20 protein-coding genes and 1 pseudogene are annotated in these 21,370 nt (G+C 37.0%); 7 read left to right on the forward strand and 14 right to left on the reverse strand.

What is annotated here, in order from left to right:
* Positions 1 to 85: 85 nt before the first annotated feature.
* From ampD to tadA, 6 genes are all read left to right on the forward strand, one after another.
* Positions 86 to 640 (forward strand): 1,6-anhydro-N-acetylmuramyl-L-alanine amidase AmpD, encoded by a 555-nt coding sequence (ampD, locus tag A9501_RS07045; protein ID WP_065265377.1) that lies wholly within the window; start codon positions 86 to 88, stop codon positions 638 to 640.
* A 525-nt stretch (positions 641 to 1,165) separates the two neighbouring features.
* Complete coding sequence (gene rppH, locus A9501_RS07050; RefSeq protein ID WP_065265378.1) at positions 1,166 to 1,762, forward strand: RNA pyrophosphohydrolase; 597 nt, start codon at positions 1,166 to 1,168, stop codon at positions 1,760 to 1,762.
* The gene (locus A9501_RS07055; RefSeq protein WP_065265379.1) at positions 1,756 to 2,553 is read left to right on the forward strand and encodes a sulfite exporter TauE/SafE family protein; all 798 of its coding nucleotides are present in this window, start codon (positions 1,756 to 1,758) and stop codon (positions 2,551 to 2,553) included. The genes rppH and A9501_RS07055 overlap by 7 nt, the downstream gene beginning before the upstream one ends.
* A gap of 8 nt (positions 2,554 to 2,561) precedes the next feature.
* On the forward strand, positions 2,562 to 3,365 hold the full coding sequence (gene lgt / locus A9501_RS07060) for a prolipoprotein diacylglyceryl transferase (protein ID WP_252346373.1): 804 nt from the start codon (positions 2,562 to 2,564) through the stop codon (positions 3,363 to 3,365).
* A 9-nt stretch (positions 3,366 to 3,374) separates the two neighbouring features.
* On the forward strand, positions 3,375 to 4,226 hold the full coding sequence (locus tag A9501_RS07065) for a thymidylate synthase (RefSeq protein ID WP_065265381.1): 852 nt from the start codon (positions 3,375 to 3,377) through the stop codon (positions 4,224 to 4,226).
* Complete coding sequence (gene tadA / locus A9501_RS07070; RefSeq protein WP_065265382.1) at positions 4,226 to 4,759, forward strand: tRNA adenosine(34) deaminase TadA; 534 nt, start codon at positions 4,226 to 4,228, stop codon at positions 4,757 to 4,759. Before A9501_RS07065 ends, tadA begins: the two co-directional genes overlap by 1 nt.
* Here tadA and folA read toward each other — a convergent pair whose 3' ends face one another.
* A complete protein-coding gene (folA, locus tag A9501_RS07075; protein WP_065265383.1) occupies positions 4,760 to 5,248 on the reverse strand; it encodes a type 3 dihydrofolate reductase in 489 nt (162 codons plus the stop codon). It abuts the gene before it with no gap.
* A 100-nt stretch (positions 5,249 to 5,348) separates the two neighbouring features.
* Here folA and proB point away from each other — a divergent pair, with 100 nt between their 5' ends.
* Complete coding sequence (gene proB, locus A9501_RS07080; protein WP_065265384.1) at positions 5,349 to 6,452, forward strand: glutamate 5-kinase; 1,104 nt, start codon at positions 5,349 to 5,351, stop codon at positions 6,450 to 6,452.
* Positions 6,453 to 6,527: 75 nt separating this feature from the next.
* On the opposite strand, the gene acrB is transcribed toward proB, so the two are convergent.
* The 13 genes and pseudogenes from acrB to trmB form a co-directional block, all read right to left on the reverse strand.
* Positions 6,528 to 9,605: a multidrug efflux RND transporter permease subunit AcrB gene (acrB, locus tag A9501_RS07085; protein WP_065265385.1), complete on the reverse strand. Its 3,078-nt coding sequence runs from the start codon at positions 9,603 to 9,605 to the stop codon at positions 6,528 to 6,530.
* A gap of 19 nt (positions 9,606 to 9,624) precedes the next feature.
* The gene (acrA, locus tag A9501_RS07090) at positions 9,625 to 10,821 is read right to left on the reverse strand and encodes a multidrug efflux RND transporter periplasmic adaptor subunit AcrA (RefSeq protein WP_065265386.1); all 1,197 of its coding nucleotides are present in this window, start codon (positions 10,819 to 10,821) and stop codon (positions 9,625 to 9,627) included.
* Between the two features lie 31 nt (positions 10,822 to 10,852).
* The gene (gene acrR, locus A9501_RS07095) at positions 10,853 to 11,416 is read right to left on the reverse strand and encodes an efflux transporter AcrAB transcriptional repressor AcrR (protein ID WP_065265387.1); all 564 of its coding nucleotides are present in this window, start codon (positions 11,414 to 11,416) and stop codon (positions 10,853 to 10,855) included.
* A gap of 196 nt (positions 11,417 to 11,612) precedes the next feature.
* A complete protein-coding gene (locus A9501_RS07100; RefSeq protein ID WP_065265388.1) occupies positions 11,613 to 12,605 on the reverse strand; it encodes an amidohydrolase family protein in 993 nt (330 codons plus the stop codon).
* Positions 12,606 to 12,802: 197 nt separating this feature from the next.
* Positions 12,803 to 14,286, reverse strand: a pseudogene (locus tag A9501_RS07105) (DUF3413 domain-containing protein); the annotation flags it as partial.
* Between the two features lie 15 nt (positions 14,287 to 14,301).
* On the reverse strand, positions 14,302 to 15,126 hold the full coding sequence (gene ftsN / locus A9501_RS07110) for a cell division protein FtsN (protein WP_065265389.1): 825 nt from the start codon (positions 15,124 to 15,126) through the stop codon (positions 14,302 to 14,304).
* 153 nt (positions 15,127 to 15,279) lie between these two features.
* Positions 15,280 to 15,882: a NapC/NirT family cytochrome c gene (locus tag A9501_RS07115; protein WP_065265390.1), complete on the reverse strand. Its 603-nt coding sequence runs from the start codon at positions 15,880 to 15,882 to the stop codon at positions 15,280 to 15,282.
* 11 nt (positions 15,883 to 15,893) lie between these two features.
* Complete coding sequence (locus A9501_RS07120) at positions 15,894 to 16,457, reverse strand: nitrate reductase cytochrome c-type subunit (RefSeq protein WP_048952793.1); 564 nt, start codon at positions 16,455 to 16,457, stop codon at positions 15,894 to 15,896.
* A 106-nt stretch (positions 16,458 to 16,563) separates the two neighbouring features.
* A complete protein-coding gene (gene napA, locus A9501_RS07125) occupies positions 16,564 to 19,056 on the reverse strand; it encodes a nitrate reductase catalytic subunit NapA (protein ID WP_065265391.1) in 2,493 nt (830 codons plus the stop codon).
* Between the two features lie 40 nt (positions 19,057 to 19,096).
* The gene (locus tag A9501_RS07130) at positions 19,097 to 19,375 is read right to left on the reverse strand and encodes a chaperone NapD (RefSeq protein ID WP_048952871.1); all 279 of its coding nucleotides are present in this window, start codon (positions 19,373 to 19,375) and stop codon (positions 19,097 to 19,099) included.
* Positions 19,365 to 19,907: a ferredoxin-type protein NapF gene (gene napF / locus A9501_RS07135; RefSeq protein WP_065265392.1), complete on the reverse strand. Its 543-nt coding sequence runs from the start codon at positions 19,905 to 19,907 to the stop codon at positions 19,365 to 19,367. Before napF ends, A9501_RS07130 begins: the two co-directional genes overlap by 11 nt.
* A 188-nt stretch (positions 19,908 to 20,095) precedes the next feature.
* Positions 20,096 to 20,440 (reverse strand): YggL family protein, encoded by a 345-nt coding sequence (locus A9501_RS07140; protein ID WP_065265393.1) that lies wholly within the window; start codon positions 20,438 to 20,440, stop codon positions 20,096 to 20,098.
* 117 nt (positions 20,441 to 20,557) lie between these two features.
* Positions 20,558 to 21,298, reverse strand: coding sequence for a tRNA (guanosine(46)-N7)-methyltransferase TrmB (gene trmB / locus A9501_RS07145; protein ID WP_065265394.1), 741 nt, complete (start codon positions 21,296 to 21,298; stop codon positions 20,558 to 20,560).
* Positions 21,299 to 21,370 lie beyond the last annotated feature (72 nt).

The following is a 21,370-nucleotide window of genomic DNA, read 5'->3' on the forward strand; positions in this document are numbered from 1 at the left end:
CTGAAATATTGTGAAAAGGGAAAATGGTTTTGTAAAACAAACCGCACTTTTTCTGCGATCCTGATCGCAAAAATAGGAAAAATGTATGCGAAAAATAAAAGATATTGAGAAAGGATTTCTGACTGATTGTCGACAAATTCCATCTCCGCATTTTGATGAACGTCCAGATTTACAGGATATTTCACTTCTTGTGATCCATTACATTAGCTTACCGCCAGAACAATTTGGTGGCGGATATGTGGATGATTTTTTTCAAGGGAAATTAGATCCTAAGATTCACCCTTATTTTAAAGAAATTCATCAAATGCGTGTGTCAGCCCATTGTTTGATTGAACGAGATGGGCGAATCACGCAATATGTTAATTTTAACCAAAGGGCTTGGCATGCTGGATTATCTAGCTTTCAAGGGCGAGAAAAATGTAATGATTTTGCCATTGGAATTGAGTTGGAAGGTAGTAATGAACAACCTTTTACTAATGAGCAGTATTTGGCATTGCAAGAATTAACTAACCTAATCATGAAAAGTTATCCTAAGATTACGAAAGATCGAATTGTTGGGCATTGTGATATTTCGCCAGGACGTAAGATCGATCCAGGTCAATATTTTGATTGGGAGCGTTATTTTGCTAGACTAAAATAATTTGTTCAAAAATTAGACATTAAAATTTAGAGACTTTTGTGTATTACAAACATTGTCATATTTTGCTGCTAAATACTTGAATTTAAATGGATAAATTTTACCTTGGAATTATCTTGGAAAGGTTTGTTTGAGTTATACAACATTATGGATTTTCTCAACCACAATTTTATCCACAGAAATATTGAATAACTCAAAGAGATGACCAAAAGATCTTTGATGAATGGAATCGCTTTAAAAATTGTATTTTTTTACCGCACTTTCTTGCATTTTTGTGTGTAAAAAGTGCGGTTTATTTTTGTTTTAGATCTTTTGATTGGAAATAACTCAATTTATTTTCAAGTTCTATGTGATAAGGATCCTTTCCTGTTTTTACTTAATCAATTCACAATCAGAAATCCATTATTCACAATGTTATCCACAATCTGTGTATTTTATTGTGTAATCAGCCCTTTGGTTGATAAAAACACTGATTTATGAAACAATCTGCAGACTATTTTTATATGAAAAATTTAAGGTAAAACGATAGTGATCGATTTTGATGGCTACCGTCCAAATGTGGGTATTGTGATTTGTAATCGCAACGGGCAAGTGCTTTGGGCGAAGCGCTGTGGGCAAAATTCGTGGCAGTTTCCACAAGGTGGCATTAATGATAATGAAAGTGCCGAGCAAGCGATGTATCGTGAACTGTACGAAGAAGTTGGTCTACAGCCTAAAGATGTGCGCATTTTATATGTATCTAAGCATTGGTTGCGTTATAAATTACCAAAACGTTTGTTGCGTTATGACAGCAAACCGATGTGTATAGGGCAAAAACAACGCTGGTTTTTGTTACAGCTTGTCGGCGATGAAAAAAATATCAATATGCAAACAACCAAATCGCCAGAATTTGATGGATGGCGTTGGGTGAGTTTTTGGTATCCTGTTCGCCAAGTTGTATCCTTTAAAAAGGATGTATATCGTAAGGCAATGAAGGAATTTTCTAACATATTGTTCTCAGATAATCCTCCTATTCATACGACTATATATGATACAGAACAAAAGCATTATTCATATAATAAAAAGCGCAATACATCGAAATATTCTAAACGTCCGTTTTATAAAACAAGGAATGATTCATGCTAACTTTTCTCATACTTTGCTTGTTAGTTGGCGCTGTTGTAGGCTTTTTAGCGGGTCTTTTTGGTATTGGTGGTGGATTAGTCATTGTTCCTACGTTAGTCTATCTGCTACCCATTATGGGAGTACCTGAACCGCTTCTCATGTCTACTGCACTTGGTACTTCTTTTGCCACTATTGTTATCACTGGATTTTCATCAGCTCAACGTCACCATAAATTAGGTAATGTTGTCTGGAAAGCAGTGAAGATTCTTGCACCTTCCATCATGCTAACTGTCTTTATTTTCGGTTTTTTTATCGGAAAACTGGATCGTGATATTTCATCAAAATTATTTGCCTGCCTAGTTATCTATCTTGCCATAAAAATGGTGTTATCTATTAAACCTAAATCACACAAGAAAATAAAACCTTTAACTACCTTATCTTCCATTATTGGTGGCATTTTAATTGGTATCGCATCCAGTGCCGCGGGTATCGGCGGAGGCGGCTTTATCGTACCATTTTTAACTTCACGTGGTATTGATATGAAAAAGGCTATTGGTTCTTCGGCATTTTGTGGCATGCTACTCGGCACATCTGGGATGTTTAGTTTTATGCTAGGAGGCTTAGGTAATCCTAGTATGCCTGAATATTCTTTAGGCTATATTTACTTACCTGCTGTTGCAGGTATTACTACGACATCATTTTTCACTTCAAAACTTGGTGCAAATGCCACTGCAAAACTGCCTGTAACTACATTGAAAAAAGGTTTTGCAGTATTACTAATCGCTATTGCTATTAATATGTTTCTAAAATAAGGGAAATTATGAATCAATACCTAACACTTCCACATTTTGATCCAACCATTTTTACTCTTGGTGATAGCAATATCGGCTTACGTTGGTATGGTTTGATGTACCTTTTGGGTTTTATTTTTGCACGCTGGCTTGCGGTTCGCCGTGCTAGTCGCCCAAATAGCGGTTGGACAGTGGAGCAAGTTGATACTTTACTTTTCAACGGTTTTATGGGCGTATTTATTGGCGGACGTGTTGGCGATGTATTTTTTTATAATTTGGATCGTTTCTTACAAGAGCCACTTTATTTGTTCCGTGTTTGGGAAGGTGGAATGTCTTTCCATGGCGGATTAATAGGCGTCATTGTTGCCATGATTTGGACGTCTTATTCACAAAAACGTAATTTTTGGCAAACGGCTGATTTTGTTGCGCCTTTGATTCCGTTTGGTTTAGGTTTAGGCCGAATTGGTAATTTCATTAATCTTGAGCTGTGGGGACGCGAAACGGATGTACCTTGGGCAATGATTTTCCCGAATGATCCTCTATTACTTCCTCGCCATCCATCACAACTTTATGAAGCTTTTCTAGAAGGCATAGTGTTGTTTGCCATTCTGAATATTTTTATTAAAAAGCCACGTCCAATGGGCTCTGTAGCCGGCTTATTCTTAATTGGTTATGGCATCTTCCGTTTTATTGTGGAATATGTACGTGAACCTGAAGTTGAAAATTTCTTTGGAGTTATTACGCGAGGACAAGCGCTTTGCTTGCCAATGATTATTGGTGGAGTTTTAATTATGTCTTGGGCGTATTCACGCAAAAGTGCGGTAATAAAATAGGAGATTTTTATGAAGCAATATCTTGATCTTTGTCGTCGCATTGTTAATGAAGGTGAATGGGTTGCCAATGAGCGTACAGGTAAGCGTTGTCTCACAGTTATTAATGCAGATTTAGAATATGATGTGGCGAATAATCAATTTCCGTTGATAACCACGCGTAAAAGTTATTGGAAAGCAGCCATTGCTGAATTTTTAGGTTATATTCGTGGATATAACAATGCTGCTGATTTCCGCGCACTTGGTACTAAAACTTGGGATGCCAATGCGAATGAAAATGCCGCATGGCTCGCGAATCCTCACCGTAGAGGCGTTGATGATATGGGACGCGTATATGGTGTGCAAGGCAGAGCATGGCGTAAACCTAATGGTGAAACCATCGATCAGCTACGCAAAATTGTTAATAATTTGACCAAGGGAATTGATGATAGAGGGGAAATTTTAACCTTCTTTAACCCAGGGGAGTTTGATCTTGGTTGTCTTCGTCCTTGTATGCATACGCATACTTTTTCTCTTGTGGGCGATACTTTACATCTTACTAGTTATCAACGTTCCTGTGATGTTCCACTTGGATTGAATTTCAATCAAATTCAGGTGTTTACTTTCTTGGCGCTTATGGCACAGATTGCGGGTAAAAAACCAGGCAAGGCATATCATAAAATTGTAAATGCACATATTTATGAAGATCAGCTTGAGTTAATGCGTGATGTACAACTTAAACGCGAGCCTTTCCCATTGCCAAAATTAGAAATCAATCCATATATAAAAAGCCTTGAGGATTTAGAAACTTGGGTCACGATGGATGATTTCAAAGTCATTGGCTATCAATCTCATGAGCCGATTAAATATCCTTTTTCCGTCTAATGGATGTAGCAAAAGTGCGGTCAGAATTTGACGAGAAAATGATGCGCCATGCCCTTGATCTTGCGGATAAAGCAGAAACGTTAGGTGAGATTCCTGTGGGGGCGGTTTTGGTTGATGACGCTGGAAATATTATTGGAGAAGGTTGGAATCTCTCCATTTTTCAAAGCGATCCTACTGCACATGCTGAGATTATCGCTTTGCGAGACGGAGCAAAACATCTCCAAAATTATCGCTTACTGAATACCACGCTTTATGTGACATTGGAGCCTTGCACAATGTGTGCAGGGGCGATTTTGCATAGTAGAATTAAACGCCTTGTGTTCGGCGCTTCTGATTATAAAACTGGGGCTGTTGGATCGCGTTTCCATTTTTTTGATGACTACAAGATGAATCATACTCTGGAGATTACATCTGGTGTATTAGCAGAAGAGTGTAGTCATAAATTAAGCGCATTTTTTCAGAAACGCCGTGAACAGAAAAAAGCAGAAAAACAAAAGCAGCAATTGCATGTAGTATCTTATGAAGAAAGATAATTATTTTTCGCTACGAACAAGAATCAAAAATCGACAGTCATACTCATTATCTTCATCAGCCTGACGATATTCTTCAAATTCAACGATCCATTCGTTCCAATCAAGTGTGGGAAAAAATGTATCTCCTTCAATTTCAGATTGAATTTGTGTAAGATAAAGTTTATCCGCTTTTGGTAAATATTGTTTAAATAATTCACCACCACCGATTAGCATAATTTCATCGCAATCATTCACAAAATTAACCGCACTTTCAAAACTATTTTTCCAAATTACCCCTTCATGTTCAAACGGTTGACGAGAAAGTACGATATTTATTCGTTTTGGCAAGGGCCTCCCGATACTTTCAAAAGTTTTTCTCCCCATTATTACAGGCTTACCTGTTGTATTACGGCGAAACCATGCCAAATCTGCAGGTAAATGCCAAGGCATCTGATTATCTTTACCAATCACATTATTCAAGGTTGTCGCTACAATTAAACTCAATGTCATAAATTTCCCCTAAAATTTACTTTACTATACCTGATATTAAGTGATTTTTCATTGATTTAGTGATAACGTAAAAATATAAATAAAAAACTTGGAAAAACTTATGACTAAAAAAACAATAGTTGTGAAATTTGGAACAAGTACACTAACACAAGGTACTCCAAAATTAAATTCACCGCATATGATGGAAATTGTTCGTCAAATTGCGCAATTACACCATGATGGATTTCGAATCGTTATCGTTACTTCGGGTGCAATTGCGGCTGGCAGACACTATTTAAATCATCCGAGCTTACCCCCAACAATCGCATCAAAACAATTACTTGCTGCAGTAGGTCAAAGCCAATTAATTCAAGCTTGGGAAAGATTATTTGCTATTTATGATATTCATATTGGACAAATCTTATTAACCCGTGCGGATATTGAAGATCGTGAACGTTTTCTCAATGCTCGCGATACGTTACATGCCCTGTTAGATAATCAAATTATTCCTGTGATAAATGAAAATGATGCTGTTGCAACAGCGGAAATTAAGGTTGGTGACAACGATAATTTATCTGCATTAGTGGCTATTCTTGTTCAAGCTGAACAACTTTATCTACTCACAGACCAGCAAGGATTATTTGATAGTGATCCGCGTAAAAATCCAGATGCAAAATTAATTCCAATCGTAGAACAAATCACCGATCATATTCGTGCTATTGCAGGAGATTCAGGGACAAATCTTGGTACAGGTGGAATGATGACAAAAATTATCGCTGCTGATGTTGCAACGCGTTCAGGTATTGAAACAATTATTGCGCCAGGTAATCAGCTAAATGTAATCGCTGATTTAGCTTATGACCATAATATTGGTACAAAATTTATTGCTCATCAATCTGATCGTTTAGAAAGTCGGAAACAATGGCTTTTTGCAGCCCCTTCCGTTGGCATTATTACAATTGATGATGGTGCAGAACATGCAATGTTAATACAAAACAAATCGCTTCTCCCTGCTGGTATTATTGCAATTGAAGGATGTTTTTCTCGTGGTGAGGTTGTAAAGATTCGTACGCAGTCCGGTAAAGATATTGCGCTTGGTATGCCTCGTTATAATAGTGATGCATTACAACTTATTAAAGGTAAAAAATCGACCGAGATTGAATTTATTCTTGGTTATGAATATGGCTCTGTCGCGATGCACCGTGATGATTTGATTATTTTATAAAATGTTTTAACTAAAAAAACCGCACTTTGCTCATTGACCCAAAGTGCGGTTTTTTTTACATAATTTTTATGTGTATCAATTTGTTAAATCTTCTTTAAATTCTGGTAATGGCTTATGTTCTGTTGCAATGTAGCTATAAACTACTGGTAAGACAAATAAAGTGAAAATTGTCCCAATAGATAATCCTGCTACGATAACAATCCCCATGCTAAAACGAGATACAGCCCCAGCGCCCGTAGCATAAAGTAATGGAATTAATCCAGCAACCATGGCTGCAGTAGTCATAAGGATCGGACGCAAACGTACTTTCGCAGCTGATGTAATTGCTTCAATACGCGTTTTACCATGATTCAACTGCTCTTCTTTTGCCACTTCACACATTAAAATACCATGTTTGGTAATTAAACCGACTAATGTAATTAATCCAACTTGCGAATAGATATTTAATGTCGTTCCGTCAATTTGGAAAAAAGACAATAAGTTTAATGTGAGTAATGCTCCACTTACTGCTAAAGGCACCGAAATCATAATAACCATTGGATCTCGTATTGATTCAAATTGAATCGCAAGAACCAGGAAAATAATGATAACGGCTAAAATAAATGTCACCGCAAGTGCATTCCCTTCTTGAATAAGCTGGCGAGCCTCTGATTTAAAATCATAAGTATATCCTTGCGGTAAGTTATTTTTTAAATAATCCTGCAACCACGCTATAGCATCACCTGTAGATGTACCTGGCATCGCAACTGCACCAATTTCAGCTGAGTTTAATTGACTAAAACGAGCTAATGACATTGGCTGCGTTTCTAGTTTCATACTAACTAAACTACTTAATGGTACAGATTGTCCATTTGATGCTGTTAAATAATAGTTTTTGAAGCTTTCTGGAGATAAACGATCATCACGTTTTACTTGCGAAATCACTTTATAAGCACGACCATCAACATCCACTCGAGTAATCGTTGCACCTGATAAGAAACTCCCCAACGTGTTACTTATTTGTTGCATCGTAATACCATAAGTTCCAGCTTTCTCTTTATCGACTGAAATTGTCATTTGCGCCGTGTCATAGGCTAAATTCAGATTAGTATAAATAAATTTACCTGATGCTTTCATAGCCTTTTCCAAGCTTTCAGCTGTATTTGCTAATGCTTTGTAATCCTGTGCTGTTTTTAACACAATAGCAATTGGTGGGCCTTGCTCTCCTGTATCTATTTCAGGGAAATTAAACGCCGATACCGACACTTCAGGAATCGATTTTGCTTTTGTATTCAGCTCATTCATTACTGCTGCTTGTTTACGATCTCTTTCTTTCCAATCTTTTAAGGTAATAATATTAAGTGAGCCATTAGAACTTGGCGCCCCCGCAATGCTCATACCAAATGAAACTTCAGGTGTATCCATCACATTCTTCATATATGGCTTCATTGCATCTTGAATATAGTCAACATTAACACTAGATGGGGCATTACCAATTGCCAGAAATGCGCCTTTATCTTCTTTTGGTGTCAATTCACTGGACAGTGAATTAAATAAGAAAGGTAGTGTTGCAAAAATTACCACAGCAAATGTAAGCATACATTTACGATTTAGCATAACAATATCAAGCATATAATCGTAAATTTTATTTACTTTACTTAGTGTATGTTCTACGCGTTGTTCCAGTTTCGTTGGTTTGACATTAGCTTTAAGTAACTTACTACTCATCATTGGTGAAAGTGTCAATGCTACAATACCGGATATAAACACTGCTCCAGCAAGCGTTAATGCAAACTCTTTAAACAGCGTTCCTGTAATTCCTCCCATAAGCGCCATCGGCGAATAAACCGCAATTAATGTAATCGTCATTGAAATAACAGGCACAGCAATCTCACGTGTTCCAATAATTGCCGCTCGAAATGGCGTTTCACCTTCTTTAATATGACGATCCACATTTTCAAGTACAACGATCGCATCATCTACGACTAAACCAATTGCAAGAATAAGAGCTAACAATGTCATTAAGTTAATAGAAAAATTCAAACTTTGTAACATCATTAGCACGCCAATTAATGAAATTGGAATGGTTAATACTGGAATTAAAATTGCACGAAGTGAGCCAATAAACATCAAAATGACGACTAATACAATAACTGTCGCTTCTATAATCGTTTTAATCACTTCATGTATGGAACTATTAATCGCAATCGTACGATCATAGAGAATATCGGTTTCCATACTATCAGGGAGTTGCTGCTTAATCGTTTCAAAGAGCGGTCGAATTTTTTCAGCAACAGTTAATGGATTCGCTGTTGAAGTAGGATTAATCCCTAATACCACAGAATCAGAACCATTCGCTGTTGCACGTGAGTTATCATTTTCTTTATTCAATTCTATCGTGGCGATATCTCGTAACCGAACAAGCTCATTACCTTTAGCACTAACAATTAAATTGCCTAAATCCTCAACTGATTTTGTTGTAGTTTCAACTTTATTACGATAAGTAACAAAATAGCCATTATCATTACCGGCGGCAGTTTGTACATTGTTTGCAGATAACGCTGACATCACTGTAGGAGAAGAAAGATTTTGCGCAGCCATTTTTTCAGGATCAAGCCAGATACGTAACGAATACTCTGCCGCACCAAATACTTGTACCTCGGCAACACCTTCTATTGTAAAGAACTGAGGTTTCACCACACGATTAATATAATCGGTAACTTGGCTAGAATCTAATTTTTTTGAACGGAAACTAATATACATAATCCCCGTACCACCTGAAGAGGAAGCCACTGTTGGATCCTCAATACCCTGTGGCAATTCAGAACGTACCGCATTTACCTTAGCAAGCACATCAGCTAATGCTCCTGCAGGATCGGTATTTAATTTCATTTTCACTGTAATGACAGATGCACTAGGTGAACTTGATGATGACATATAATCAATATTGTCCGCCTGAGCAATAGACTCTTCAAGTTTAGATGTCACAAAAGCTTGAATTAAGTTTGCATCTGCACCTGGATAAGCTGTCGTTACCGTAATTACGGTAGTTGTCATTTTAGGATATTCACGCACGGCCAGTTTTGAAATCGCTTGTAATCCTAAAATAATAATAAGCAAGCTAATTGAAATCGCTAAAACAGGGCGACGAATAAAGATATCAGTAAATTTCATTCGTATTTCCTAAGTTGAATTAAAGATTAGTCTTTTTAGCGGGCTCAGAGCCACCAACAATGTCTTTTTCAATCCATTCTACAAGGCTACCATTGCTAATATTTTGCTGCCCCCCTGTAATAATTTTATCACCTGGTTTTATCTCATTACCTTGTAACTGAGAATAAATACCTTGACGATCTTTCGTAAATACAGTGATTTGTTTAGCTCGATACAAACGATCGAATTTATCATTACCTGATAATTTTTCTTTATCTTTGTCTGATAATGGCATCAATAAATAGGCAATTTCACCATACATATTGTAACTAATTGCGACTTGGGGAACGACAACTTGATTTTTCTCTGTAGGTAAGGCTATGCGTAATCGAGAAAACATACCAGAAAGTAATTGGCGACCATCTTCGGGTTCAAAAGTAGCTTGTACATCAACCAAACCCGTTGATGAATTAATTGCTGGTTCAATAGCCGTGATATGAGCTGAAAATGTTTCGCCTTTACGCGCATCAGTCGTTGCTGTAACACGTTGACCAATATGTAATTTATCTAATTCATTTTGAGAAATAGCAAAATCAACCTTCATTGAACTCGTATCTTCTACACGAATAATTTCTGTACCAATATTGACATATTGCCCTACATTAACTTTAACAATACCTGCTTTTCCATCAAATGGAGCAACAATACTACGGCGCTCAATGGTCGCTTTTAGAGATTCAATATTGGCTAGTTGAGCATCATATGCTGATTTTGCATTATCAACATCTTGACGAGATGCCGCATTACTTTTTAAAAGATTTGCATAACGTTGATAAGTCTGACGAAGTGCTGGAAGTTGAGCTTCTGCAGCTTGTAAACTTGCACGTTCAACAGAACTATCTAGCTCCACTAAACGATCACCTTTTTTCACTGATTGTCCATTTTGAACAAATACATGTGAAACGCTCCCCGCATTTTGTGCACTTAACATTGCTCCTTGATTTGGACGAACAAGACCCGTTGTATTAATTACAGGTGTCCATTCGCTAGGCTTAATCTCTAAGGCGGTTACTGGATTCGTTGACTCAGGCATATTGGCTAGAAATTTTCCAATCATCATGTTGCGAATAAAACTAAAACCAATAACGCCCGCAAAAATTAAGACAAAAACAGCCAAAATCACTTTCATAAAGAAAGTATGTGAACGTTTCGGTCTCTGAGATTGAGTTTGACTCATGTTTAAAGCTCCGTTATAAAAATAACAACAATTATTTCTGAATCGCACGCCAAGAGCGTTCAATCACAGATTCTAAAATTTCAGGTTTAAGATCGAAATCGATAAATTTTGCATCAGAGTCTAAATTTATCGCCGTTTTCAAACTTAATAAAAAGAGAATATCTTCAGATAATTCTGCTAATAAGCCAGCTTTTTGTGCTTGATGACAAAATAAATCCCAACGGCAATTTTTTACGTTTTTACAAATATCCTTGAAATTAGGCAAAGATTCATATTGCTTTAAATTGGATAAGATAGTGGGATTTTCTTGTAAGAAATACCAAATGTTTTTCCACATTTGTCGATACTGTTCGAAAAAAGGCTTAGATTCATCAAAATCTTTTTCAAGCGTTGCCATAAACATTGAAAACACTCTGTGTGCAAATTGTTCAAGCAACTCATCTTTGTTTTTGAAATAAAGGTAAATCGTTCCTGCGGCTACATTCGCTTCTTTCGCAAGTTTGTGCATAGAAAGTTGATTCAACCCTTCTTTTGCCATTAAACGATCTGTCGCTGAAAAAATCTGTTCAGCTAAGTCTGTTTTAGCTTGTCGCATAAGATCCTTGAGTAAAATAAGGAGCAATTATTGCTCAAAAATGAATGAGCGTTCATTTTATTTGTTTTTTGTTTTTTGGCAAGTTAAAAAACACAAAAGCACAACAAAAATGGGCAACATTTAAAAGCTAGATTTTGTAATCAACTTTTAAATGTCGCCCATTTTGACCGCACTTTTGATTAGTGAGAATAAAAAGCTAAATTGGTTCTAGTCCTAACACTTTACGACCATTAATACTTGCGATATTGACCATTTCATCCAAGTGTGGGAAACGGCAACCTGCAGCCAATAGGCTTAATTCTTGCCATAAATCACCTTCACATAGAGGAACCATATAATCACAAATATTATCTGTGCCTAGGGCAACAGTGATACCTTCGGGAATCATTTCATCTGCTGGCGTGAGTGCATTATGGAATGGCATAAGATCTTCTTTGCGATTACTGTCAATCCATGCCATCGGACAGGCTATCATCATCATTTTGGCTTTACGCATTTTTTCGTAAAGTTTGTAGCGATATTCTTTCGAATGTGAGCCAATGGAAATACCGTGGATACCCACAACTCGCCCCTCCATTCCGTGTTCAATGGTTTTGTCGCAAAGTTGCTCAGTTTCTTTTTCACTTGGATTGTTGAATTGGTCGACATGTACATGACACATAATTCCAAGAGATTTGGCCTTATCTAACAAGATATCCATCGCCTCTAGGCCACGTCCATAATCCAATTCATCACGATATGGTAAGCCACCAATCATATCTACCATTTCTGCACCAATATCAAACCATTTACGCGCAGTGGGTTCAATTACCCCTTTTAAAGTTTGATTGGCAAATTTCAAAATAATGTCATGTTTATACACTTCGCGAGCTTTGTGTGCGGCAATAATTGCACGATCTTCACAAATTGGGTCTATATCGACAAAAGTACCAAATGCGGTTACACCTTGGGATATCATTAATTCAATAGATTGGCAAAAACGTGCGTAATAATCATCAACACTGGAAGTGCGTTTTACTTCATCCACTAAATCCCATTTTTGTTGCAAATTACTACTATGATAAATCCCAATTTTCTCTGGCGTCATCGTAAAAGCTCGGTCAGCATGTGCATGGGCATTTACCCATCCGCCTTTTTTGATAATTTCATCGCGAATATAGGTTTTAAAACTACAAACGTGGCTTTTCATACAAACTCCGTAAAAAAGAAAGGATAAAAAGACGAGAATGTATATTAATTGAAAGGTACTGTAAGTACGGCGAGAAGCATTATGATAATGTTATGAAAAACTCACGGATTTTCATTAATAACATTTTTCAGTCTTAAACTGAGTCATGAGTATAAAGGCTTAAGGGCAAAAAATCTATTCTTTTATGCCCTTATAGGCTATTTTTCAAAGAAGAAATTTTGTAATTGGAAGGCTTCTAAGAAGATTCCAAGTGGCGGTCTATCTAACGATTGCTCAATATAATCTTTATCGAATTTTTTGTAATTACCTTTGCGATCAATGTGATATTGTGTTCCATCTGGTTGAATCACCACATTCCAGTGGAAATTAGAGGCAAGCACCCAGTCATCACCCTTAAGATCAAAGAGATTGCGTCCCTGACTATAATCCATCAACGGGTTTTCTACACCGAACACCGTTTGCATTAATGCAGAGAAAATATCCGCATGATTACTTAATCCATTTTGTTTGCCTACCGGTAAATCTTTCCAATATACAAGCAATGGCACTTGAACCTCATCGCGACCAAAGTAGTTTTCTCACTCTTTTTCATTCATTTCATTAAAGGTTAAACCATGCTCTGACGTGATGATGACTAATGCATTTTCAAGCGGTGTACTTTCTAACGCTTTTGCTAAAAGAGAATCAATGTCCTGCAAAGTGCGGTCATAATCTGATGGATTTTTAGCCTCCAAGGCTAAATCCAAATAAGCAAACCAAGGTGAGTCAGTTTTTTGTGCTTTAATAAAATCATTGAGATTTTTTACCGCACTTTCATTATTTGGTTTGTTGGTTTTATTCGATGAAAGTTTCATTTCTCGAAATAATGCTTGGCGGAAGACGCTATCTTTGAAATTTGTAGCCGAAAATAAACCCAATAGATAATTTTCAGCACGTAATTTTTCGATTAAAACAGATTGGGTATGATTGCTTAAAATGCTATCGGTGTAATTTGCATTTAGCCCGTAAAATAACCCAATTAAGCCTGCGTTATTACTGTTGCCTGTGCTGTAATGATTAGTGAATTCTGTTGAACTTGTCGCAAATTCAGCAAGTTTTGACATCTTTTCACTAGAAATCGCATCATGGCGCAAACCTGAAACCGTTACGATCAGAATATTAGGTTTATGCGTAATTGGTGCATAAGTGAGTTCTTTTTTCGGATAATCAATTTTTAAGGCATCTAAACGACCTTCTTGCGCCAATTTTTGCGTATATTCTTCTCCATCCAAGAAACCGTGTTTTTCTAAAAAAGAACGAGCCGTCATTGGATAAGATAAAGGGAAATTAGAGCGTTGCATGGTGATCGGGCGATACAAATAAGCATCCGCCCAAGCATAAATTAAATGCGTCGCAATGAACGTTGCGGTTAAGAATATACCGGTGCCTTTTAGCCATTTTTGGCGTTCAAGACTGCGTAATTTTTCCCAACTCCAGCGAGAAAATAACATTTGAGCCAGCAAAATTATTGGCATTGGTGCAAAGAAAATTTGCCAATCCGTGACATTCCACCATTTTATGGATTGACCAGCAAATTCCATACAACAGAGGATAAATGCAGATTAAAACGATTGAAAACGGCGGTATCAAATAATAATAAGGTTGTACAAATCATGGAAAAAATCACCGCACTTAACCTGTAAAATTAACTGATTGATTACATACCAATCACCACGCAATCTGCGACACCCTTTGCTTTACTCTGAGCTTGCATTGCTGCATCTCGATTGGCGAAATTTCCAATTCGTACTCTATTCCATTCACCATTTACTTGTACTTGTGCATTAAAACCTGTCATTGCCAATCTTCCCTGTAAACTTTCAGCCTGGGCTCGGTTCTTAAAAGCACCACACTGCAAACCAAACTTCTTACTACCATTTTCATTCTCTGTAGTTTTAACCGGCTCAACAGTTTTAATAGATTCCACTTTCTTCGTTGTATCTAATTTAGCCTGTTTAGCTTTTTTTTCGGCTTCAGTGCTAAGAGTGTCAATTTTTACGGTTTCTACTTTTTTGACTTGCTCTGTTTTAACCGGTGATGATTGCTGAACCACCGTACTTTTTGATAAATTATCAACCTTAGTAGATTCTTGAGCTGCTTGTTGTTCAGCTAATTTACGAGCTTCCTCTGCAGCTTTTTGATCTTTCTCCATTTGGATTAAAACTTGACGTTGTTCTTCTGTTAAACGCATATTTTTTTCTACACTAGATGGCTTATCATCAACAGGCACCGTACGCGTTTCTAACGCTTTAATATAACTCCAAACCTCTTCAGGACGATTAGGTAAAATACTTTTAGGCTGCGTTTTTTCTGTTTGAGGAGTAATTTCTTTCACTACTTTTTCCTCTGTTTTATTTTTCAGGAAATAAAGCCCAATACCAAATGCAAAGACAACTGCAATCATCATCCCAATTAAAATATTCTTATTTTTTCCTTTTTTCTTATTTACGCCACGACGTGCAACAAAATCTCGATGAGCCACGATAAATCCCTAAACTTTGAGTAATTTTTTTAATCATTTTATAAAACTCGACGATTTTACTGAAAAATTCACTTTTTTTCTAGGATAAAAATCAGATAAAAAAATACCGTACTTTTACAGAGTACGGTATTTTCCTATACATTGCTGAAAGAATTATTTCTCTTCTTTCTTAAATCCTGATTCGACATCTTTCATATCAGGTAACTTATGTGCAATACCTTTATGACAGTCGATACAAGTTTTACCATTTTCTTCAGCGAACTTATGCATCTTCGCCGCTACTTCTTTTTGTTGAGAACGATCCATACGATCCATTTTATGGCAGTTACGACATTCTTGAGAATCATTCGCCTTCATACGTGCCCACTCATTTTCGGCCATATGTAAACGACGTTCATTGAATTTCTCAATAGTATCCACTTTACCAGTATAAAATGCATAAACTTCTTTTGCTGCAACAATTTTGCGTAATATTTTTGGACCAAACTCATGTGGAACGTGACAATCTGGACAGCTCGCGCCTACACCTGTACGTGTTTGAAAATGGGTACTATGCAAATATTCAGGATAAACATCATTTGTATGACAGCTTGAACAGAATTTTTCTGTATTGGTTTCAGCTAGACCATAATTAAAGCCCACCCAAGCCAAAATTCCTGCAATAAATGCAAGTGAAATGATTGTTCCCACTGCAATTCGGCTTGGTGTTCTGAACCAATGCCAAAAAGATTTAATTAAATTTGTTAATTTTTTCATTTTTGCTCACCTTAATGATGTTGGTTCAAATATTTATCTGAAGAATGACCAAATTCTTTGAGCGTTTCCTCAAATTTTTCTTTATATTCAGGCGTTTTAGTCACTTGTGGTAACGGTTGATCTGCTTTTCTATCATAACCTGGTGTAGAGCGATATGTTTGTTCAACAATCGGTTTTGCATCAGTTTGTGGAACATGACATTGTAAACAGAAATAACGACGTGCAGAGACTGTATCGCCTAAATGCCCTTCACGATCATAAAAGTGAGTTTTACTTGGTACAGTAGCGCCAACAAGTTGAGCTACATCAGCATTATGGCATTCTAAACAACGGTTTGTGTTTTTACTCACTTGCATCCCTTTAATACTGTGTGGTACTACAGGCGGTGCAAAAAGCATATCACGAGGTTGGATACCTGTATCTTTTAGGTTATTTTTAAACTCAGGTTGAATTGCTTCATGTGCATTTTCAACACCTGATTTCACCACTTCTACATTAGTATTCGGATAAACTTCAGCATGAAGCATGGCTGAACATCCCAATAATGCCATAATCATGGCCATCATCTTTTTCATTTTTCACTCCATTTGTGAATTTATTTTCACAAAATTGGCATAAGCCGTTAAAAAATACGATAAAGTGCGGCCATATTTCTATTATTTTACTATGACCGCATACGTTTTACGCTTTTACTACTTTAACTGCACATTTTTTATAGTCAGTTTCTTTTGAAATTGGGTCTGCCGCATCTAAGGTTAAGCGGTTAACTTGCTGACCCGCATCAAAGAACATAGTGAAAACTAAACCGCGAGGTGGCTTATTACGTCCACGTGTATCTAAATAAGATACCATCTCACCACGACGAGTAATCAATTTAATTTTATCGCCATGACGCATTCCACGTGCCTCAGCATCTAGCGGATGCATATATACAACATTGTTTGGGAATGAACGGTGAATTTCTGGTACACGACGTGTCATAGTACCTGTATGCCAATGTTCTAAAACACGGCCAGTACATAACCACATATCGTATTCTTCATCTGGTGATTCTGCAGGAGCCTCATAAGGTGCGGCAAAAATAACCGCTCTTTTATCTTTTTGACCATAGAAATCTACTTCACGGTCTTTAGAAGCAAAGAAGTCATAACCCTTACGATAACGCCAACGTGTTTCAACACCATTTACGACAGGCCAACGTAATCCACGAACTTCTTCACTTTGATACATATCATATGGTGCTAAATCGTGTCCGTGACCGCGCCCAAACTCAGCATATTCTTCAAATAAACCTTTTTGTAAATAGAAGCCAAAATGCTCAGCATCATCATTTAAATGATCTGTTGGTTTTTCAAATTTATTCACGTTGCCATTTAAATAAAGCACTTCATATAACGTTTTACCTTTAAATTGAGGATTAGCGTCAAGCAATTCTTTTGGCCAAACTTCATCAGTTTTAAAATATTTAGAAAACTCAAGAACTTGCCATAAATCAGATTTTGCCTCACCGGGTGCTTTTACTTGCTGTTTCCATGCTTGGGTACGACGCTCTGCGTTACCAAAAGCTCCTTCTTTTTCCACCCACATTGCAGTTGGTAAAATTAAGTCAGCAGCTACTGCACTTGCTGTTGGATAAGGATCCGATACAACAATAAAGTTTTGTGGATCTCGCCAAGCTGGCATACGTTCCTGATTACTATTTGGGCCCGACTGCATATGGTTATTACACATTTGCCAGTAAACATTGATTTTGCCATCTTTCATGGCACGGTCAATTTCATTAATTGACAAGCCAACTTGCGTTTGCACCGCACCAGCCGGTAATTTCCAAATACTTTCTGCTTTTGCCACATGTTGTGGGTTGGTAACAACCATATCCGCAGGTAAACGGTGTGGGAATGTTCCAACTTCACGAGCAGTACCACAAGCAGATGGTTGACCAGTCAAAGAGAATGGGTGGTTACCTGGTTTAGAAATCTTGCCTGTTAATAAATGTAAACTATGTAACATTTGGTTTAACCACACACCACGAGTATGCTGGTTAACACCCATTGTCCAGAATGAAGTAACATTTGTTTTTGGATCAGCATATGCCTGTGCAAGTGCTTCTAATTGATTTTTAGGAACCCCTGTTAGTTTATGGGTATACTCAAGATCATACTCTGATACAAACTTCTTATATTCATCAAAAGTAAAATCAAGCATTTTACCTGCACCTTTCCCCGCATTTTTCGCAGCTTTTTCTAAAGCATGATCGGGTCTAAGTGCATAACCAATATCTGTTGTAGCCTTTTTAAATTTAGTATTTTCTGCAACAAATTTCTCATCTACACCACCATTTTGGATGATATAGTTTGAAATATAGTTAGCAATAGCTAGGTCTGTTTGAGGAATGAATACAATGCCATAATCTGCTAATTCAAATGAACGATGTTCAAACGTTGAAAGAACAAAAATTTTCAGATCTGGGTGGTTTAATTTGCGATCGGCAATACGTGACCATAAAATTGGGTGCATTTCAGCCATATTAGAGCCCCAAAGCACCATAACATCCGCATTCTCGATGTCATCATAACATCCCATCGGTTCATCAACACCAAAGGTACGAATAAAGCCAGTTGCGGCAGATGCCATACATTGACGCGCATTTGGATCAATATTGTTTGAACGTAAACCAGCTTTATAGAATTTAGATTTTGCGTAGCCTTCAATAACTGTAGTTTGACCAGAGCAGTAATGTGCAACAGAACTTGGACCTTTCTTACGAATTGCTTCTTTCGTTTTATCCGCAAATACAGTAAATGCAGTTTCCCAACTTACTGGCGTAAACTCACCATTTTTATCATATTTACCATCTTTCATTCGAAGCAATGGCTGGGTTAAACGATCCTTACCATACATAATTTTAGATAAGAACAACCCTTTAATACAATTCAATCCACGGTTTACTTCAGCATCTGGATCGGCATAAGTAGCAACAACACGGCCATCTTGTGTACCAACCATTACACTACAACCTGTACCACAGAAACGGCAAGGTGCTTTTTCCCAATGAATATCTTTATTGATATTTTCTTCCGCTGCAACATTTTTGATTGGAATACTAATACCAGCAGCAACTGCTGCCGCTGCAGCAGCATTTGCCTTCATAAAGTCACGACGACTTATGCTCATAGTGTTTCCCCCACTATTATTAACACTAAAAAATAAAAAACTAATTATCTTCTACTTGATGATAAACTAACGAAACCGTAATAACACCATCAATATCTCTAGCCAATTCCATACGATTAGCTAATTCTTTCTGACTATTTGCTTGCATTACTGCAACAATTTTACCATTTTCCTCATTGACTGCATGAATTTCAGTATCAGGTAATTTGGAAAGCTCACTTTGAATTATACCAAGTTTTGACACCATACATTGCACAACAATGCCACAAACCTGCCATTTCTCAACTGTATCTGTTTTTATTAAATCGTTAATTTTCATTTTCATTATTGTGAGATGGGTAAAACAAAGTTATCGCATCAACAGGACAACGTTGAATGCAAGCGCCACAACCGTTACAAGCATCCACATCTAATACAGGCTTGGCTATTCCACCTGCTTGCCAACGAAATTTAATTGCGTTCTTTGGGCAATTATCTTGACAACTACGACAAGCTATATTTTTTTCAGTTAAACAATCTTTACCAATCTCAATTTTATGGTTCCAAGGTTGCTCAGAACAAGAACGAAAAATTGGTTGTTTACATATATCTACACATTTTCCACAAAAAGTACATTCCCCCTTATCGAAACACACTTCGGGGAATCCACCATCACCTTTTACCAAAATATTGGTTTCACATATAGAAAGGCAATCACCACAGCGCGTACATTGCTCTACAAAAATAGAATTTTCAACAGCCCAAGGAGGGCGGACTCCATCAAAGCCTTGTTTCTGCTCAGTTTTCGTATGCAAAGATGTTAAAAATTTACCTCGTAAAAATTGTCTGCGGGGCAAGTTTTCAACAGTCATCCAGGTGCCTTCTATAAATCCGTCAGTACTTTTGGGGTGGTGATTATGAAGTTCCTAACTAGAAATAGGAACCACCCATAATAGGTAGTTATTTACTTTTTTTGAACTTTCTTTGTGATAGATCAAATTTAAATCGTAATAAAAAATAACTCGACATAGTTGTTTTTTACCACAATATTTTAACAAAACTACTCTGCTTTTGCTGGATATTCCCACCAAATATCAAATAATTCGCTTACTTCAATTTGTTGCAAACCATTTTTTTCTAACCATTTTTTCACAGTTTCACGGTGGCTTTCATCACATTTACCAATTTTTTCTAGGCAAACTAAACCTTCCCAATGTAAATACCCGCTACCTTCATAAGCTAGACCATTTGGTTGAATCACTTCGTTAATAAAACGATCAACGATTTCATCTACAGTTTCAATCGCAGTACCTTCTGCAAATTGGAAATTTACAAGAAAACCGAGTTCTTGGAATTCAGCAAGGTGAAGTTTTTTGCGTTGACGTTGATTGTAAGATTTAGACATGGTATTTCTCCTATTAAGGTCGTATTCAAATCAGTATTCTATATTAAATTCGTGAATTTGGCATCGGATTTCCCCAACATCAATCTTCACCCAAAAGTTAATTTGCCCAAAATAGGCTTATTTCTTCACAAAGTATAAATCCCAAACACCATGACCAAGTCTGTGGCCTCTGGCTTCAAATTTAGTTAAAGGTCTAAAATCTGGTCTTGGAATATAATCGCCATTTTTCGAGGTATTCACTAAATCGGTGTTTGCACTTAATACTTCTAGCATTTGTTCTGCATAATTTTCCCAATCTGTAGCCATATGGATAAAACCATTTTCACCTAATTTTTGTACCACTTGTGCCACAAAGTGCGGTTGAACAATACGACGTTTATGATGTTTTGCTTTATGCCAAGGATCGGGGAAAAATAACTGTAAACCGCCAAGCGCACCATCTGCAATACTGTCTCGTAAAATTTCCGTTGCATCATGACAAATCACGCGTAAATTCGTTACGCCTTTTTCCACAGCATAAGCAATACAAGCACCAACACCCGGGGTATGAACTTCAATGCCAAGATAATTTTTGTCAGGATTAGCAAAAGCCATATCCACGAGCGATTTTCCCATTCCAAAGCCAATTTCTAATACAACTGGATTATCATTGCCATAAATCTTCGCAAAATCAAAAGGTTCCGTTTGATAGTCTAAACCAAGTGTTCCCCAGTTATCATTCATCATGTTTTTCTGAAATTCGCTCAAACGACCAGTGCGGAGAACAAAACTACGGACTTTGCGTTTATAGCGGCCATCTTTGGTAAATTCTGCGGTTTCAACGGTTTTACGTTTTTGATCAGCAAAAGTTTGTATCATAAAAATCTTGTTCGTGAAAAAAATTGGCGGCGATTATACACGTTTTTCTCGTATAATAGGGCAAATTTTTTC

The organism is Haemophilus sp. CCUG 66565, assembly GCF_001679495.1.
In the GTDB taxonomy this organism is placed as follows: domain Bacteria; phylum Pseudomonadota; class Gammaproteobacteria; order Enterobacterales; family Pasteurellaceae; genus Haemophilus; species Haemophilus haemolyticus_K.

Coding starts and splice junctions, on each gene's coding strand:
- napF (WP_065265392.1), bottom strand. CDS start 19,907: ATGACTGTTGAAAACTTGCCCCGCAGACAATTTTTACGAGGTAAATTT.
- acrB (WP_065265385.1), bottom strand. CDS start 9,605: ATGAAATTTACTGATATCTTTATTCGTCGCCCTGTTTTAGCGATTTCA.
- A9501_RS07055 (WP_065265379.1), top strand. CDS start 1,756: ATGCTAACTTTTCTCATACTTTGCTTGTTAGTTGGCGCTGTTGTAGGC.
- acrA (WP_065265386.1), bottom strand. CDS start 10,821: ATGAGTCAAACTCAATCTCAGAGACCGAAACGTTCACATACTTTCTTT.
- A9501_RS07065 (WP_065265381.1), top strand. CDS start 3,375: ATGAAGCAATATCTTGATCTTTGTCGTCGCATTGTTAATGAAGGTGAA.
- A9501_RS07120 (WP_048952793.1), bottom strand. CDS start 16,457: ATGAAAAAGATGATGGCCATGATTATGGCATTATTGGGATGTTCAGCC.
- proB (WP_065265384.1), top strand. CDS start 5,349: ATGACTAAAAAAACAATAGTTGTGAAATTTGGAACAAGTACACTAACA.
- folA (WP_065265383.1), bottom strand. CDS start 5,248: ATGACATTGAGTTTAATTGTAGCGACAACCTTGAATAATGTGATTGGT.
- lgt (WP_252346373.1), top strand. CDS start 2,562: ATGAATCAATACCTAACACTTCCACATTTTGATCCAACCATTTTTACT.
- tadA (WP_065265382.1), top strand. CDS start 4,226: ATGGATGTAGCAAAAGTGCGGTCAGAATTTGACGAGAAAATGATGCGC.
- A9501_RS07140 (WP_065265393.1), bottom strand. CDS start 20,440: ATGTCTAAATCTTACAATCAACGTCAACGCAAAAAACTTCACCTTGCT.
- napA (WP_065265391.1), bottom strand. CDS start 19,056: ATGAGCATAAGTCGTCGTGACTTTATGAAGGCAAATGCTGCTGCAGCG.
- A9501_RS07130 (WP_048952871.1), bottom strand. CDS start 19,375: ATGAAAATTAACGATTTAATAAAAACAGATACAGTTGAGAAATGGCAG.
- A9501_RS07115 (WP_065265390.1), bottom strand. CDS start 15,882: ATGAAAAAATTAACAAATTTAATTAAATCTTTTTGGCATTGGTTCAGA.
- ampD (WP_065265377.1), top strand. CDS start 86: ATGCGAAAAATAAAAGATATTGAGAAAGGATTTCTGACTGATTGTCGA.
- trmB (WP_065265394.1), bottom strand. CDS start 21,298: ATGATACAAACTTTTGCTGATCAAAAACGTAAAACCGTTGAAACCGCA.
- A9501_RS07100 (WP_065265388.1), bottom strand. CDS start 12,605: ATGAAAAGCCACGTTTGTAGTTTTAAAACCTATATTCGCGATGAAATT.
- acrR (WP_065265387.1), bottom strand. CDS start 11,416: ATGCGACAAGCTAAAACAGACTTAGCTGAACAGATTTTTTCAGCGACA.